This window comes from Veillonella sp. (assembly GCF_018364065.1).
Taxonomy (GTDB): Bacteria; Bacillota; Negativicutes; order Veillonellales; family Veillonellaceae; genus Veillonella_A.
Window position 1 is genome coordinate 27,328 of sequence record NZ_JAGZMO010000009.1, and the last position, 16,212, is coordinate 43,539.

Here is a 16,212-nt window from a genome sequence, read left to right on the forward strand (position 1 = left end):
AATATGTTATCAATGATAAAAGCGCTCTCAAAAAGACCTTAAATCCTGTATCTGCCGATATTCCGCCCTATCTTCCATAAAACACTTTGAGAAACGAATTTTTTATAGCTTTATGAAAAATATCATCTCTAATTCTTATAATAAGATGTATTTTTCAATTATTTAGAGTACAATATCTATATAGAAAATTTTAAATATGTCGTTGACAGGGAATAAAATAAAACATATAATAGCCTCAGATATATATTTATATCGCGAATTATAGATTTAATAATTAGAGAGCACTCTTCGGGAATGAACGAGTATAAGGAGAGATATATAATGGAAATAAATAAACAGGATACACAAGCACCGCTAAAGGTATCTATATTGAATTTGGTGCCCTTGCGCGCCGGCCAGACCTATTCGGAGGCCTATAATGATATGATTGCCTTGGCGCAAGCGGTTGAAAGTTACGGCTACGAACGTTATTGGATTGCTGAGCATCACAATATGCGCTCCTTGGGGAGCAGCGCTACCCAACTTTTGATTCAGCATACATTGGCTAACACCAAAACAATTCGCGTCGGTTCAGGCGGTGTCATGTTGCCGAATCAGAGTCCATACTTGGTGGCAGAACAGTATGGTACTTTAGAAACCTTATATCCTAATCGCTTGGATTTAGGTTTAGGCCGTGCTCCCGGTACAGATCAGGTGACAGCGCGAGCCCTTCGCCGCACGCATAATCTATATACTGATTTTGCCGCCGAGTTAAGCGAACTAAAAGGCTATTTTGATGATACAAACGGTGTTCATGCCTACCCTGCTGCGGGACTTCAGGTACCATTTTATATACTGGGTTCCAGCACTGACAGCGCCTATTTGGCAGCTGATTTAGGCTTACCATATTCCTTTGCGTCTCATTTTGCACCGGCTATGATGGAAGAAGCGGTAGCAATCTATCGGGATCGTTTTAAACCATCCGATGTATTATCAAAACCTTACGTTATCTTGGGCGTTAACGCCGTATTAGCAGATACAGATGAAGAAGCAAAACGCTTAGCTACCACTCACACACAGCGTTTTATTGATATTGTTACCGGCAATAACCAAGGATTACAGCCACCGGTAGAATCTGAAGATGAACTTTGGGATAATTATGTGGCAGCTAAAGCGGCACCGCATTTTGGTCCAATTTCCTTTAGAGCGGAAGATATTGCGTTCCGCGAGCAAGCAGTAGTTAGACAGATGACGGCCGTTTCTTTGGTTGGCAGCCCTGCTACGGCGGCTAAACAGTTACAGGAACTGCAAAAACGCGTAACATTTGATGAAATTATGGCGCAAAGCTTAATTTACGATCAAAAAGCACAAGCCTATTCATATAAATTATTGGCTGATGCGGTAAAATTGGTATAATCACATCATATGTAATAAAAAAATAAGGTCATTAAGCCTATCTATTTCATATTTGAAGTAGATAGGCTTTTTTATATTTCAAACAGATATAACAAAACCCCGGCGTCACCGGGGTTTTAAATTAATATTTATTATTTTATTATTTAGTGGAACCGCTGCTCCGATACTCAGACCGCTAATCACAATCAGCCCAATCAGTCTAACCGGACTAATCGCTTATGACTTCGCTTCTGTAGTCGCTTATGGATTCTCTTCTGTAATCGCTAATTACTTTTGCCCTGCCAAGTCATGTTTCTTAATATATTCTAACAAAGCATCACAAGCCACACTGACATCATCGTAGGTTTCATCAAAGTTGCCGGTATACCAAGGATCCCGTACATCGCGATTTTCATTCACAAAATCCAGCATTTTATACACTTTATTCTCAGTGTCAGGACCTAAGAGTCGAACTAAATTGCGTCGGTTATTTTCGTCCATAATAATAATGTAATCAAAATGAGCATAGTCCTGCTTCGTGATTTGACGGGCCTGGCGCGGACCGAATGGAATATGCATTTCCTTCAGCTTTTTCTTCGTGCCGTGATGCGTATCGTTACCTATCTCCTCACGACTCGTAGCTACGGACGCAATTTCAAACTGATCAGACAAGCCGGCCTGCTTCACAATGTGCTTAAAATAAAACTCCGCCATAGTGGAACGACAAATATTACCGTGGCATACAAAAAGCACACCTATTTTCATATGATCTCCTTTCAAGTTACACTACATTATTCGTACAAAAATTATTTTGATTTTTTAACTTATCTGTAAGCAAACGATTTACTACTTCTTACTATAAGAGTCCGCATCAGGATCAGCAACCATTTGCATCTGTTCCCAATCTTCCCATTGATGAACTGCCTCTTTTTCTTCCGGTTCAGTAAAACTGGATGTGCCACCAATACCAAAGTATTTCTCAAAAAACGCCTTAAACTTATCAATAATACCTTGCTTCTTTTCAGCACGATTGTTACCACCGCCGAAGCGGGAAATTGCAGGCATAAGTTTATCAATTTCAGTACCTACAGTCTTAATCTCACCGTCACGGAACGCATTTTCCATAAATTTACGCGTATCCTCCGGTTTTAGTTTTTCCTCAGTAATAATCTCTGTAAGGTCGGCGTTTCTTCGTTCCACTACATAGGTCTGCCACTCAGCCATTACATCGTCCACATCATTAATACGAGCAATAAACGATTCTATCAAATCCTTTTTGCTACGTAGTTCCGGACTACTATAAATAGCCTTATCGATTGTGATAAGCACTTCCTTATCTTCACAGTTTGTATCATGATACTTCTTAACTAACATCAGAATATAATCAATGTTTATCTCTATCTGACGAATCAATTCTATCTCGAATACTACATCATCGTTAATATCTTTACTAGGTACGCGGTCCACCTTCATTTGATCCCATATATCTTGATAGCGTCCCTGATAGTCCTGAAAATCTCGTTCTGAAATTAATTCTTTACCTTTAAATTCATCAAATGACCATAGCAAGTTACGCATCCGAAGAATAGCTCCAAACAGCGCAACAAACTCTTTCTGTTGCTTTTCTCCAATGATTCTTGGCTCAGACAACGGGAATTTATTTAATAGATCATTTATCATATCTACATAGCCAGGTATATATGTACTATCATCAGCTTTATAACCGTTGTAATAATCGCTAAATTTTCGAATCAGTACAACACCGCCTGCCTCTTTATCTCCGAAAAGAGAAATAGCAGCGTCTACACGTTTTTGCAGATTTCTAAAGCAGACAATATTGCCGAATTTCTTAATAGAGTTCAAAATTCGATTCGTACGAGAGAATGCCTGAATAAGTCCATGCATTTTTAAATTCTTATCTACCCATAAGGTATTTAAAGTTGTAGCATCGAAACCTGTAAGGAACATATTCACTACAATAAGAAGATCCAATTCCTTATTCTTCATACGAAGTGATACGTCTTTATAATAATTTTGGAACTTATCAGATGAAGTATCATAATTGGTTTTAAACATACGATTATAGTCTTGAATAGCTGCTTCCAGAAAATCTCGAGATGACTGATCGAGGTTAATGGTATTCTCCGAATTTTCCTCATCCAAAATACCATCTACTTCAGCCTCATTAGCACCATAGCTAAAAATAGTAGCAATTCTCAATCTTTTTCTTGGACTTTCCAGCATTTGCTTCTTAAACTCATTATAATACAGCTTCGCCATCGGTACGCTGGCTACAGCAAAAATTGAGTTAAATCCATTTACCCATTGTCTACTCTTAATCTCTTCAACGATTTTACGTTTATTAGTTGCACTAGTATCATTAGATGTGCTTCTCTTAGAACCTGCCACATCCGCAATATTTATCAATTTATTAAACTCATACGATTTATCACCGCGATACGTTTTTTGGTCAAAATGATCCAATATATATTTTGTAACCAGACTGATTCGCTCCGGTGCCATCATTACCTTTTCACGGTTAATATCATATACCATTTCGTCTGTGACTTCTTCATCCATTTCCATGGTCTTAATATAATCTATACGAAATGGTAGCACATTAGCGTCATTAATAGCGTCTACAATTGTATACGTATGGAGTTGGTCCCCAAAGAGTTGCGCCGTAGTAAACAAATGCGGATCCTTAACTCGTCCGGAATTAACCGGAAAAATAGGCGTGCCTGTAAATCCAAATAAATGATATTTTTTAAAGCTTCTCACAATATCAGTGTGCATACTGCCAAATTGGCTTCGGTGACATTCATCAAAAATAATAACGACATGCTTATCATATACATTATGTCCACTATTGCTTTTTATAAAGGTAGACAACTTTTGAATCGTTGTAATAATAATTCTTGCATCCTCATCCTCAAGTTGTTTCTTTAAAATAGATGTAGACGTATTCGAGTTGGCCGCTCCCTTTTCAAAGCGGTCGTACTCTCTCATTGTTTGATAATCCAAATCCTTCCGATCCACAACAAAGAGTACTTTATCTATATAAGGAAGTCTTGAAGCCAATCGAGCTGTTTTAAATGAAGTCAACGTCTTACCGGAGCCTGTTGTGTGCCAAATATAGCCGCCACCCATAACACTGCCGTATTTCTTATAATTATTAGCGACCTCAATGCGGTTAAGGATTCGTTCCGTAGCCGTAATTTGATATGGGCGCATGACCATTAATAAGCCTTCAGATGTAAAGATACAATACTTCGTAATGATGTTCAGCAATGTATGTTTTGCCAAAAAGGTCTTAGTAAAGTCTATTAAGTCAGGAATAATACGGTTATTAGCATCGGCCCAAAAACTAGTAAACTCAAAGCTGTTACTTGTTTTGGTCTTACTGCCTCCACGTTTTCCTTGTTCTTTTTCAGCATTCCGCCTCGTACTGTTTGAATAATACTTTGTATTTGTACCATTGGAAATGACAAAAATCTGAATATACTCAAATAAACCTGAACCCGCCCAAAAAGAATCACGCTGATAACGGTTAATCTGATTAAAGGCCTCACGAATCGCAACACCTCTACGTTTCAACTCAACATGTACCAGTGGCAACCCATTCACCAATATAGTAACATCATAGCGGTTATCATGCTTTGCACCATCCATTTTCCCAACGGCATATTGGTTAATAACCTGCAAGCGATTATTGTGAATATTCTTCTTATCAATGAGCGTAATATTCTTGGTTTCACCGCTTTCACGTTTTAGGATTTTAACATTATCTTCCTGAATCGTGCGTGTTTTTTCTACAGCTGATTCATTGGCATTAGCAATGGAGTTCTTAAAAAAAGTATCCCATTCAGAGTCTGTGAACTTGCAACTATTTAATTCTTCCAAACGTTCACGCAAATTACAGATTAAATCCTTTTCAGTGTGAATCGGCAAATAGGTATATCCCTGCTCGCCAAGTAGCTTAATGAACTCATTCTCCAGCTCCGCTTCACTTTGATACGCATCAGAGCGCTTTTTGACTGGTTCATATTCCGTTACAACTGTATTTTCTGATGTTTCTGCCACAATATTAAAGTACGGCATAACATCCCCCCCTTAATTTGGTAATTCTTTAAAAGTTAACAACTTATCCCTATAGTATTCATATTGCTTTTTACGTGCTTCAATCTCAGCAGGCAGACCGGTGGACAGATCATTGCAGAGAGTGTCAAAACGGTCGAGGATAGAAACGATTCGTTCTTGTTCTTCTATTGTTGGAATGGATATACTAAACTTTCGAATTTTTTCCATTGGTATATTTTTCATAGACGATGATTGAAGCAAACGACTTATTTGTGTCATCCAAAATTGATTCGTTTGGAACAAATAACGTAAATAATCTGAGATTACAATATTTTGATTTGCTCTTATTAAAGCAACATTCGGTGCAAGATAAAATCTATTATCCTCACGAATTACAGCTACTTCTCCAATAGTGCCAACATAAGTAAACAACATATCTCCGTTAATGAGCTTACTTCTAGACAACTTTGACAAGTCACTTTTATCTATATATTTTACATCACTCAAATCCAGTTTTCCCGATTTAACATTTAAACCACGAAGAGCAATAATTTCGCCTTCATCGGAATAGACGACATACTTAGTAAATTCATAGCCTGCTAGTTTTGTTACAGTCGAGATGTATCCAAGCTCAACTGTAACAAAACCAAACACATATTGAATAAGCTTAATAGCATTCAGAACTGTCTGTCTGTCTGTCTGTCTGTCTGTCTGTCTGTCTGTCTGTCTGTCTGTCTGTCAAGCATGTTTCCGCTCTCAGCGAATGTCAAGAGCACATCGCGATAATACTCGTATTGCTTCTGACGGGCTTCAATTTCGGCCGGTAATCCTATATTTAAGTCATTGCAGATAGACTCAAAATTATCGAGAACATTGACAATTTTTTGCTGAGTTTCCAGTTTAGGGACAGGAATCTTTGTGCTTAATATCAACGAAGAGTTTAAATCTCCCCTAGCACCTTGCTTCTTAGCGATTAATTCATCTTGTTTACTACAAAGACAGTAATATATATATTTATAAAGAGCCTTTCCATCATCAATCTGCATATTAAGGCAATGTTGATTAGTTGTTGCTTTTATCTTATTAATAGCGCATCTCCCTGCAGTCGCTCCTGATATAGCTACAATAACACAGTTTTCGGGTATCCATTTCGCTGCAGTCTCTTCCAAGGCCTTTTCTGTAATAAACGAGTCAACTTCTGTTATTTCATTAAAACGTACATCTTGCGTCCTAATCCAAGGTATACTTCCATTTTCGTAATATTCACTCTTTCCTTTTGCTGGAGTTGCTCCAGAGTAACTCTTTTGGACTACCTCTTTCAAGGCCAAAACTGGAGTATCGTTATCAAACAAAAGTAACTTATCTCTATAAAACTCATACTGCTGCTTCCGAGCTGTAAGCTCGGCTGTAAGTAACGTGAAAGAGTCCAAAATACGGACTATTTCACGTTGTACCTCCAGCGGAGGTACAGGAAGTTTAATCGCCTTAATTGCTGGTATATTAGAGTGAACCACTTTACTTTTTACTCTTCCCGCACTTTTTTGTTTTTGTGCCTCTACAGTAGATAAAGCATAACTTATATATTTTGGGTCTTCTTTATGCTTCAAAACCACAATATCTCCACCAGCCAAGCATTTCTCATGACCAATATATGCACAACTCTTTGCTATCTCCTCTATATTTTCACCGGTAATAGCAAATAAAATATCTCCATGTTCGAAATACTTAGGCGAAGATACATATTCTATTTGTGTATGAGATTTACAGGCTTCAAACCAAATATTGTATGTAGTATAAATTTCTCCATAACGAACACAAGGCACACCATCTTCAGTTATTTGGTCTCGCTTTATTCCTGATCCTCTAAACATGTCAGTAGCTATCTCACCAATTGTTTTATACTCAACCCCATCAGGACAAAGTTCTTTTATCAACTCATCCAACTTACTCATGCCCCCACCTCGATTTCTGCAATGATTTTATCGATTTCATCACGGAGCATTTGTTCACGAGCAACGATTTCTTTAATTTCTGCATTCAGTTTTACAATATCATTTTTTTCACGTGTGTCTTCGGCCTCCACATAAGTGGATACAGAGAGATTATAGTCATTGCCTGCAATTTCTTCGTAACTTGCTAGATGTGCAAAATGTTTAATCTCTTCACGTTTTGTAAATATTTCCACAATTCGTTCGATATTCTTTGGTGTCAATTTGTTATTATTCGTAACTTTGACACATTCACTGGTAGCATCAATAAATAAGGTTCTATTATCAGTCTTATTTTTTTTCATTACCATGATACACGTGGCAATAGAAGTACCAAAGAACAGATTGCTTGGTAATTGAATAATACAATCTACATAGTTATTGTCTACCAAATATTTTCGTATTTTCTGTTCCGCACCGCCACGATACATGATTCCCGGAAAACATACGATAGCCGCTGTACCGTTAGAAGCCAGCCAAGATAAACTGTGCATAATAAATGCCATATCTGCCTTACCCTTTGGTGCCAATACACCGGCTGGAGCAAAACGCTGATCATTAATAAGCAACGGATTATCAGTTCCTGCCCATTTAATAGAGTATGGTGGATTAGATACGATCAATTCAAACGGTTCATCATCCCAATGCTGTGGACTAATTAACGTATCTTCGCAGGCAATATTGAATTTATCAAAACCTACATCATGTAAAAACATATTAATGCGACAAAGATTGTATGTTGTAACAACTTTTTCTTGTCCATAGAATCCGTTACGAATTGCATCTTTACCAAGAATTTTCGTAGCTTTTAAAAGAAGCGACCCGGAACCACAAGCCGGATCGTAAACTTTGTTAAGTTCCGTTTTACCAACAATGCCAAGGCGCGTGAGCAACTCTGAAACATCTGAAGGTGTAAAATATTCTCCTCCGGATTTACCGGCCTTAGAAGCATACATAGACATTAGATATTCATATGCATCACCAAATGCGTCAATATCGTGATCCTTTACATTTCCAAGCTTCATATCTCTAATACCATGTAAAAGCTTTACCAGTCTTTCATTACGTCTTATAACGGTGGAGCCCAACTTATTACTATTTACATCATAGTCATCAAAAAGCCCTGCAAAATCGTTTTCTGCTGCACTGCCTTTTGCAGATTCCTCAATATGTCGTAATACTCTCTCCAAAGTTTCATTTAAGTTTTCATCATTAACTGCATTTTCACAAACACTACAAAATAGCTCACTCGGCAGAATAAAAAAGCCTTTTTCATTTACTAAGCTTTCACGAGCTTGTTCAGCTTCTTCATCAGACATTTTCGCATAGTCAAAATCCATGTTACCGGCTGCTTGCTCACCTTGATTAATATAGTTACAGATATTTTCTGAAATATAACGATAAAACATTGTACCTAGTACATAGTTTTTAAAATCCCATCCGTCCACAGCACCACGCAGTTCATCTGCTATAGCCCATATGGCTCTATGTAATTCATCACGTTCCTGTTCCTTCTTGGTATCAACCATTTCCTTATCCTTCCCAAACCCACTAATTTATATACATAAATAAAGCATATCATGAAAGCATGATTTTTTTCAATTGTAAGAAGAACGTCTAAGAGTGACATAAGGCTTCATAACTATTTGATTCTATACGTGCTCATCTACAATTTTATGCAAGTTAAATTTTATTTCCCCCTTAAACTTAAAAGACGAGCAATCATGATGATTGCTCGTCTATATTTCTATATCAACTATCTTATTAATCTACACGTCTTACATAAATTACAAACTAATCCTGTTACATCAACACATCTCTATACTCAGGATGCTTTTCAAACTGTCCTTTTGCATATGGGCACAGTGGTAAGATTTTTACGTTGGCTGCACGAGCCTGGTTAACGACTTCAGCAACCAGTTTGCTGGCAATGCCCTGACCTTCGTAGCCATCTTCTACCAAGGTATGGTCGATAATCCAGAATTTTTCAGATTTCGAATAGGTGCTTTCGCCAATGTTCTTAGCGTCATCATAAGCAGCGGCACGTTTATTTTCCGGTTCATGTACAATTTTAATCATTTTACTTTGCCTCCTCTTTCACTGTATATGTAAGGGCACCGGAAGGGCATTGATCAATGACCTTCATAATATGTGCCGCATCACCGTTTTCAGGCATAATCCATGGACGGCGGCTCACGTCGAATACTTCAGGAGCTCCGTTCACGCACTTTGCCGCATGTTGGCATAACTCCGCGTTCCAATGAATTATTAATTCGTCAGTTTCATAATTATTTACACTCATCTGTGTCCCCTTATCATTACAACTTTGCAATCTATCAACTATTTTGTAAGGTACTTTATAGCTACCCTATTTCGAGAATTACGCGTAAGGACTTACTACATTTGATCTTAAATCTTAACAGTTTCTCTTAGTAATCTACCTGATCTTTAATAAACGTGCCGTTTCTTAAATCATCAAAGGCCTGTTTCAATTCTTCATCTGTATTCATTACGATTGGACCGGCCCATGCGATTGGTTCGTTCAGCGCCTTGGATCCCATAAAGAGCACTTGGCCGTCTTGGTCACCCATTTTAATGGTTACGCTGTCCCCTTCGGTCAATTTTACAGCTGTCTTTTCTTCAATGTGCTGGCCCGCTACGTATGCATCACCGAGCAAGGTGAAGAGCATTGTAGATGCGTCCGATGCCGTTGGAATTGTGATTTCCGCACCTTTTTCCAAGTGAATGTCGTAGTAATCTAATGGCAAGTAATCGCCTTTGAAGCCTTCGTGGTCCTTATATGTACCGGCTAATAAGCGAAGTTTACCGCCTTCGATTGGAATTTCTTCAATTTGGTCTCTGCGAACGCTGTGGTACGTAGGTTTTACCATTTTATCTTTCTGCGGCAAGTTCAGCCAGAGCTGTACGCCTAATAGACGATCGGCGGCCGGCACCTGTTCTTCATGTAAAATACCGGAGCCGGAGTTCATCCATTGTACTTCGCCGTCTGTAATCATATCTTCATGACCCAAGCTATCCTTGTGGTTCATTTTACCGCGCCATACATAGCTTACTGTTTCAATGCCGCGATGCGGATGCATTGGGAACCCTGCTGTATAATCTGCCGGATTTGTGCTGTCAAAAGAGTCCAGCATCAAGATTGGATCAAATTCTCTCGTTGTGGCATTGCCTAATACACGTACTAAATGTACACCTGCTCCATCAATGGCTGGGGATCCTTTTACTAATGTTTTAACTTTCCGTTCCATGTTCATTACCTCCTAATTTTTTCAGTAACTTTACCATTTCTTCTTTTTCTGACTTGCTCAATATGGCTAATTCATTTCTTAACATCGCTGCATTCTCAGGGGCCAACTTACTGATTACGTCGTACCCTTCCGGCGTCAAATGCAATATACAAACGCGGCGGTCATGTTCATCCCCCAGTCGTTCAATGTATTTCATTTTTACCAGATTATTCACAATGATGGAGATCGTCCCCACACTGCTGAGAATGGATTCGCGCACCTGGCCGACGGTCAAGTCGCCTTTACTATACAAACATTCAAGGACGGCAAACTGACTGAAGGTCAAATTGTGCTTCGCCGCCAACGCGGCCGTCTTTCGGTCTATATCATTTACAATGCGATGTAGGCCGATAATCACCTTTGCCTCTGTACTGTGCAAGTTGTCACCCCTTCACGAATATACGGGACTAATAGAGCCGTATCTTCTAATAATTTAAAAAACTGAAATCTTTGAAATCTTTGAAATCTTTGAAATCTCTGAAATCTCTGAAATCTCTGAAATCTTTAAATTCTCTAAAAATTTCTGCTAACTAATCTAATTTCATTTTTTCATTTTTTCATTTTGAAAAACTCTCAGAAATATCTAATTAGATATTTCTTACAAACTCATTATATATCTAATTAGATATATTGTAAAGCGATAATATTCGATATGGATTTCTCAGACCATCAAATAATCCCCTTAGCAAGGCTGAAGATATAGACCTAACGAAATACAACCTAACGAAATACAACCTAACGATATACAGCTTTAGCCGGCGCAAAGGGCTGTATATCGAACAGGCATATTAAGTTACCGATTCCATGGCCGATAAAAACAAAAAAGCCCGCCGCTCATAAGAGCCGACGGGCTTCTAACCTACAATATGATATATACTATGTAATATATTATAACAATATGCCACTGCATAAAGCATTAAGTATAAGCATTAAGTATAAGCATTAAGTATAAGCATTAAGTATAAACAGTAAGCATAAACATCAAGACTAAGCATTAAACAGAAAACATGAGCTTAATCATAAACATAAGGCTACGCTTAAGCAAATACGGTTTGTACCAGTATCATGTAGAACACGGTACTGACTAAGATAGACACCAGGAAGTTTCGTTTGTAAAGATGGACTCCTACGAGGAGTAGCATAGCCAAAACTTCAGGAATTCCATTCGGTGCTACTACGAAGGATATGTTTTTCAAAGAATACACTACCAGGAGGCCCATAACGGCGCCGGGCAGCACTTTGCCCAAGTAGTTTACAATGGCCGGCGGTTTACCTGTTTTAGCAAACAAAGCAAAGGAGATAAATCGCGTTACCATAGTGCCTAACACGACGCTGCCGATAGTTATAGCAATTTCCCATGCACTCACGATTCATCCACCGCCTTCCCCTTATAGAAATACATGCCGATAAATACAACCAGCATCATCAACATAGCCGGAACCATGAAATAGTTTGGTCCAAAATACAGCAAGGATCCCGCTGAAATCACCAGTCCGATAATACCATACTGTTTCTTGTCCGATTTTAAAAGATAATCGAGGAACAGCACGCCAAATAAGGCTGCCAACACAAATTCGATGCCTTTCAAGTTAAAAGTAATAAACTGACTGCCAACGGCACCTATGAACGCCCCCACTACCCAATACAGGAAATTGAGCCATGTAACATGGAGATAAAACCATCCCCGGTCAATCTCAGGCGGCAAGGAGCAGGTCGCATTAATGGCAAATGTTTCATCACACATGCCAAAAATGACAGGCCAGCGCTTCCATCCCAGCGGCATATATTTAGTTATCATGGTCAATCCGTAAAAGATATGACGCGCATTCACCATCAGTGCCAGTGCAAAGGCTCCCACCGGATCAAATGGCGATACTAATAAAGCGACGGTAACGAACTCCATAGAGCCCGCGTAGATTAATGCAGCCATCAATACCGGTAAATACCATGGCAATCCCTGATCGGTTGCATACAAACCATAGGATATGCCGAGAAACAGGAATCCTGCGCAGATTGGCACAGTAAGTGGGAAGGCGTAACGAAACGCCTCCCATCCTTTATTACTTTTATCAATCTTCATAAGTCCCCCACGCCTTTTCCGCCACGCGTTTGATAAGCGCCAACTTAGCGAACTGTTCCGCTTCAGTCAAATTATTACCTTCTTCTGTTGAGGCAAAACCACATTGCGGGCTCAAGGCTAATTGTTCTTTCGGTACATACAAACTTGCTTCTTCAATACGTGCTAATAAATCGTCTTCGTTTTCTAATTCCGGGAATTTAGATGTAACAAGACCTAATACCACTTTCTGATTTTTAATAAAACGAAGTGGCGTAAAGCCGCCGGCTCGATCAGAATCGTATTCTAAAAAGAACCCGTCAATGTTGCAATGGCCGAACAATGTTTCCGCAACCGGTTCATATCCCCCCGAAGAGAACCAGGTCGAACGGAAATTGCCGCGGCAAATATGCATGGTCACAGCTAAATCATCAGGTTTGCCTTCCAAGGCATAATTAATAACTTCCACATATTTTTCTGCAATGTACTGCAAATCTAAGCCGCGAAGGGCGTACTCTTTGCGTTTCGTTTCATCGCAGAATTCACCCCAGGACGTATCATCTAATTGTAAATAGCGACAACCGGCATCATAAAAAGCCTGAATTGCTTTGCGATAGGCTTTAGCAATGGTTTTAAATAAATCTTCTTGATTTTCATACTGCGGAATCGGTTCGTAATTTTCTTCACGAACACAGCAGATTAGATGCAGCATGGATGGTGAAGGGATAGTAAACTTCGCCACCGCTCTATCTCCGGCCGCCTCTTTTACAAATTTAAAATCTTCCAAGAACGGATGATTATCAGGGAAGTCGATGTCCCCTACAATTTTCAACGTAGCCGCTTTCGGCTGATGGCCTTTAAACGCTACAGACCAGTGATCCGCTTTAATGCGTTCAACGCCTGCCAATTGTTCTAAAAAGTCTAAATGCCAGTAAGCACGACGGAATTCACCGTCCGTTACAGCCTTCAAACCTACTTCAATTTCTTTATCAATCACATCACGGATGGCTTCGTCTTCTACCTTGCGAAGCTCCGCTTTACTGATTGTCCCCTCTTCCGCCGCCTGACGCGCCTTCTTCACGGAATCAGGACGTAAAAAACTGCCTACTACATCGTAGCGAAACGGACCTTTCCCAATTGTCTGTTTTTCATTACTCATGTTCTCAATCTCCTCTCGTTTTCGACAGATAATAAAAAATGCCGTCAACAAATGACGACACACTGTCTTATCATCTGTCGGTTTCCCGTTGGACTTAGCACCTTGCGTTACAATGAGAGTTGTAAGGCAGGTTGCCGCAGCATCACAGGGCCAATTCCCTCAGCTGCTCTAGATGATACTATAAAATTATAGTTCCCAATTGGCATAAAATATAACCTATTATTGCTATAAAATATAACCTATTAGATGTATATTATATTACTTCAAACAAGATAGGCCTGTCAACTACAGGAATACAAAAAGAGCACCGAGAGCTGTGCCATGCACAGCCTTCGATGCTCTAATATCCTTCTATACGGTCTCTAATTCAAAAAAGCGATTATTCAGCTTTTTTGAATTTAGGAGATGTTGGGCAGGTTTCAGGAGTTACGTCCTTACGTTCACCAAGGTCGCTGCTGCGATTAGTGAAATGAGTGTGTAACAACTGTTCGGACAATTCGCCCAATGGTTTATCAAAGAATTCAGTGTAAATTGCTTTGATTTCAGGGTTTTCATAGCTGGAACGAAGTTTCATGTTAGCGTCCATATCGTAGATACCTTTGATACGAGCTTCTCTAACTTTGTTAGCTACAGGCATTTTCACGCGTGGCTGTCCGCCGCCGCCGATACAACCGCCTGGGCAAGCCATCATTTCAACGAAATCATATTTCTTGCCGTTTGCTTTCATATCGTCAAGGAATGTACGGATATTTTTACCGCCATGAACAACGGCCAATTTCAATGTTTTGTCGCCGATTTGAACTTCAGCTTCACGAACGCCTTCCATGCCGCGTACTTCCTGTAAGTTAGTGTAACGATCTGGAGTTGGTTCATCACCTGTGATGAATTTGTAAGCACTGCGAACAGCTGCTTCCATAACACCGCCGGTATTACAGAAAATTACGCTGCCGCCGGTTTCAGCACCGATGTATTTGTCCATCTGGGATTCTTCAACTTGAGTGAAGTCGATACCGGATTCACGGATCCATTTACCGAATTCGCGAGTTGTGATGCAGTAATCAGTATCGCGAAGTTCTTCTTTATCCCAGTAAGCAGCACTCTTGTTCTGTTCTGGACGACGAATTTCGAATTTCTTAGCTGTACAAGGAGCTACGCTGACAGACACGATTTTTTCAGGATCGATGTTCATCTTCTTAGCGAAGTATGTTTTAATAACAGCCGCTTCCATAGCGATACAGCTGCGAGTTGTGGAAATGTTTGGTAAATATTCAGGGTAATAAGTTTCAGCAAATTTTACCCATGCAGGGCAGCAGCTTGTAAACTGTGGCAATTCGCCATGGCCGTTTACAACGCGTTCGATTAATTCGCTGGCTTCTTCCATGATAGTTAAGTCTGCACCGAAGTTAGTATCAACTACATAGTCGGCACCAAGGGCACGCAATGCGCCAATCATTTTGCCTTCTAAAACGGAACCCGGTTCATAACCGAATTCTTCACCGATACCTACGCGTACAGCAGGTGCTGTCTGGATAACAACGATTTTTTCAGGATCTGCAATAGCTGCTTTTACTTCGTCCAATTCGGAACGTTCGTTCATGGAATCGAATGGGCAGGCTGCTGCGCACTGACCGCAATGGATACAGATTGGTTCATCACCGGTAGACTCTAAATCATAGTAGTCCAAAACGCTCATAACGTCAGCACAGGCACGACGACATAATGTACAGTTTTTACATTTGTCCAAGTCATGCACGATAGCAGGGTTGTTCTCAGAAATAGGAACACGACGATCAATGTGTTGGAATCGACTTTCGAAACTCATATTTTGCACCTCACATAAAAAATACTAGTTATGTATTCAAAATTGCGGATACTTTCCGCATCGTCAAGGCATCCTTAATGCGCCCTCACTTGCTCTGTTGAGGCGTGCGCACTCAACAATTGTCTTATCATAAGTATATCATCTGAAAAAGCCACTTTTCAAATAGGAATTTACATTGATAATGGACATATGTTCATATTTCAGAGTATTTCTTTACATTTTCTATACATAATTTATATACTTGGTATGAATTGAATTCAATGTTTTAAAATTTAATATGACAAGATGAAAAATAGCGCTACCATAGGATGAAAAACAGTATTATGACGAAATCTCATTTCAAAAAGATAAAATAGTTTTACTTTATTAAAAGTTGGCGTATAATAAGCGTATAAATATTCTTGTCGTCCACGGTCGGCGGACAG

14 protein-coding genes and 1 riboswitch are annotated in these 16,212 nt (G+C 39.4%); of the genes, 1 reads left to right on the forward strand and 13 read right to left on the reverse strand.

The genetic code is table 11. The features are described from left to right. Window positions 1-321: 321 nt before the first annotated feature. Window positions 322-1,395, forward strand: coding sequence for an LLM class flavin-dependent oxidoreductase (locus KHZ77_RS08540; RefSeq protein ID WP_295197914.1), 1,074 nt, complete (start codon window positions 322-324; stop codon window positions 1,393-1,395). Between the two features lie 267 nt (window positions 1,396-1,662). On the opposite strand, the gene KHZ77_RS08545 is transcribed toward KHZ77_RS08540, so the two are convergent. The 13 genes from KHZ77_RS08545 to KHZ77_RS08605 form a co-directional block, all read right to left on the reverse strand. Continuing rightward, window positions 1,663-2,139, reverse strand: coding sequence for a low molecular weight protein-tyrosine-phosphatase (locus tag KHZ77_RS08545; protein ID WP_295197916.1), 477 nt, complete (start codon window positions 2,137-2,139; stop codon window positions 1,663-1,665). An 81-nt stretch (window positions 2,140-2,220) separates the two neighbouring features. Then, on the reverse strand, window positions 2,221-5,457 hold the full coding sequence (locus KHZ77_RS08550) for a type I restriction endonuclease subunit R (RefSeq protein ID WP_295197920.1): 3,237 nt from the start codon (window positions 5,455-5,457) through the stop codon (window positions 2,221-2,223). A 30-nt stretch (window positions 5,458-5,487) separates the two neighbouring features. Beyond that, window positions 5,488-6,108 (reverse strand): restriction endonuclease subunit S, encoded by a 621-nt coding sequence (locus tag KHZ77_RS08555; RefSeq protein WP_295197923.1) that lies wholly within the window; start codon window positions 6,106-6,108, stop codon window positions 5,488-5,490. A 23-nt stretch (window positions 6,109-6,131) separates the two neighbouring features. Further along, window positions 6,132-7,406 carry a restriction endonuclease subunit S gene (locus tag KHZ77_RS08560; RefSeq protein WP_295197925.1) on the reverse strand — a complete coding sequence of 425 codons (1,275 nt, stop codon included), beginning with the start codon at window positions 7,404-7,406 and terminating at the stop codon, window positions 6,132-6,134. After that, window positions 7,403-8,971: a type I restriction-modification system subunit M gene (locus KHZ77_RS08565; protein WP_295197928.1), complete on the reverse strand. Its 1,569-nt coding sequence runs from the start codon at window positions 8,969-8,971 to the stop codon at window positions 7,403-7,405. The genes KHZ77_RS08560 and KHZ77_RS08565 overlap by 4 nt, the downstream gene beginning before the upstream one ends. A gap of 274 nt (window positions 8,972-9,245) precedes the next feature. Then, window positions 9,246-9,521 carry a GNAT family N-acetyltransferase gene (locus KHZ77_RS08570; RefSeq protein ID WP_295197931.1) on the reverse strand — a complete coding sequence of 92 codons (276 nt, stop codon included), beginning with the start codon at window positions 9,519-9,521 and terminating at the stop codon, window positions 9,246-9,248. Between the two features lies 1 nt (window position 9,522). Then, entirely contained in the window at window positions 9,523-9,744 is a 222-nt protein-coding gene (locus KHZ77_RS08575; protein WP_295197934.1) for a (4Fe-4S)-binding protein, read from the reverse strand. Between the two features lie 127 nt (window positions 9,745-9,871). Beyond that, entirely contained in the window at window positions 9,872-10,711 is an 840-nt protein-coding gene (locus KHZ77_RS08580; protein ID WP_295197937.1) for a pirin family protein, read from the reverse strand. Next, window positions 10,695-11,129 (reverse strand): MarR family winged helix-turn-helix transcriptional regulator, encoded by a 435-nt coding sequence (locus KHZ77_RS08585; protein WP_295197939.1) that lies wholly within the window; start codon window positions 11,127-11,129, stop codon window positions 10,695-10,697. The genes KHZ77_RS08580 and KHZ77_RS08585 overlap by 17 nt, the downstream gene beginning before the upstream one ends. Before the next feature lie 658 nt (window positions 11,130-11,787). After that, window positions 11,788-12,117, reverse strand: a complete 330-nt coding sequence (locus KHZ77_RS08590) for an AzlD domain-containing protein (protein WP_295197942.1) — start codon at window positions 12,115-12,117, stop codon at window positions 11,788-11,790. Continuing rightward, entirely contained in the window at window positions 12,114-12,830 is a 717-nt protein-coding gene (locus KHZ77_RS08595; RefSeq protein ID WP_295197944.1) for an AzlC family ABC transporter permease, read from the reverse strand. Before KHZ77_RS08595 ends, KHZ77_RS08590 begins: the two co-directional genes overlap by 4 nt. Next, window positions 12,820-13,965 (reverse strand): 5-methyltetrahydropteroyltriglutamate--homocysteine S-methyltransferase, encoded by a 1,146-nt coding sequence (locus KHZ77_RS08600; RefSeq protein ID WP_295197945.1) that lies wholly within the window; start codon window positions 13,963-13,965, stop codon window positions 12,820-12,822. The genes KHZ77_RS08595 and KHZ77_RS08600 overlap by 11 nt, the downstream gene beginning before the upstream one ends. A gap of 67 nt (window positions 13,966-14,032) precedes the next feature. Next, window positions 14,033-14,144: riboswitch (SAM riboswitch) on the reverse strand. A gap of 200 nt (window positions 14,145-14,344) precedes the next feature. Beyond that, the gene (locus KHZ77_RS08605; RefSeq protein ID WP_295197948.1) at window positions 14,345-15,787 is read right to left on the reverse strand and encodes a [FeFe] hydrogenase, group A; all 1,443 of its coding nucleotides are present in this window, start codon (window positions 15,785-15,787) and stop codon (window positions 14,345-14,347) included. Between the last annotated feature and the right edge of the window lie 425 nt (window positions 15,788-16,212).

Excerpts from the sequence above, each read along its gene's own strand:
- KHZ77_RS08540 (WP_295197914.1), top strand. The coding sequence starts at position 322 with ATGGAAATAAATAAACAGGATACACAAGCACCGCTAAAGGTATCTATA.
- KHZ77_RS08545 (WP_295197916.1), bottom strand. The coding sequence starts at position 2,139 with ATGAAAATAGGTGTGCTTTTTGTATGCCACGGTAATATTTGTCGTTCC.
- KHZ77_RS08560 (WP_295197925.1), bottom strand. The coding sequence starts at position 7,406 with ATGAGTAAGTTGGATGAGTTGATAAAAGAACTTTGTCCTGATGGGGTT.
- KHZ77_RS08565 (WP_295197928.1), bottom strand. The coding sequence starts at position 8,971 with ATGGTTGATACCAAGAAGGAACAGGAACGTGATGAATTACATAGAGCC.
- KHZ77_RS08570 (WP_295197931.1), bottom strand. The coding sequence starts at position 9,521 with ATGATTAAAATTGTACATGAACCGGAAAATAAACGTGCCGCTGCTTAT.
- KHZ77_RS08575 (WP_295197934.1), bottom strand. The coding sequence starts at position 9,744 with ATGAGTGTAAATAATTATGAAACTGACGAATTAATAATTCATTGGAAC.
- KHZ77_RS08580 (WP_295197937.1), bottom strand. The coding sequence starts at position 10,711 with ATGGAACGGAAAGTTAAAACATTAGTAAAAGGATCCCCAGCCATTGAT.
- KHZ77_RS08595 (WP_295197944.1), bottom strand. The coding sequence starts at position 12,830 with ATGAAGATTGATAAAAGTAATAAAGGATGGGAGGCGTTTCGTTACGCC.
- KHZ77_RS08600 (WP_295197945.1), bottom strand. The coding sequence starts at position 13,965 with ATGAGTAATGAAAAACAGACAATTGGGAAAGGTCCGTTTCGCTACGAT.
- KHZ77_RS08605 (WP_295197948.1), bottom strand. The coding sequence starts at position 15,787 with ATGAGTTTCGAAAGTCGATTCCAACACATTGATCGTCGTGTTCCTATT.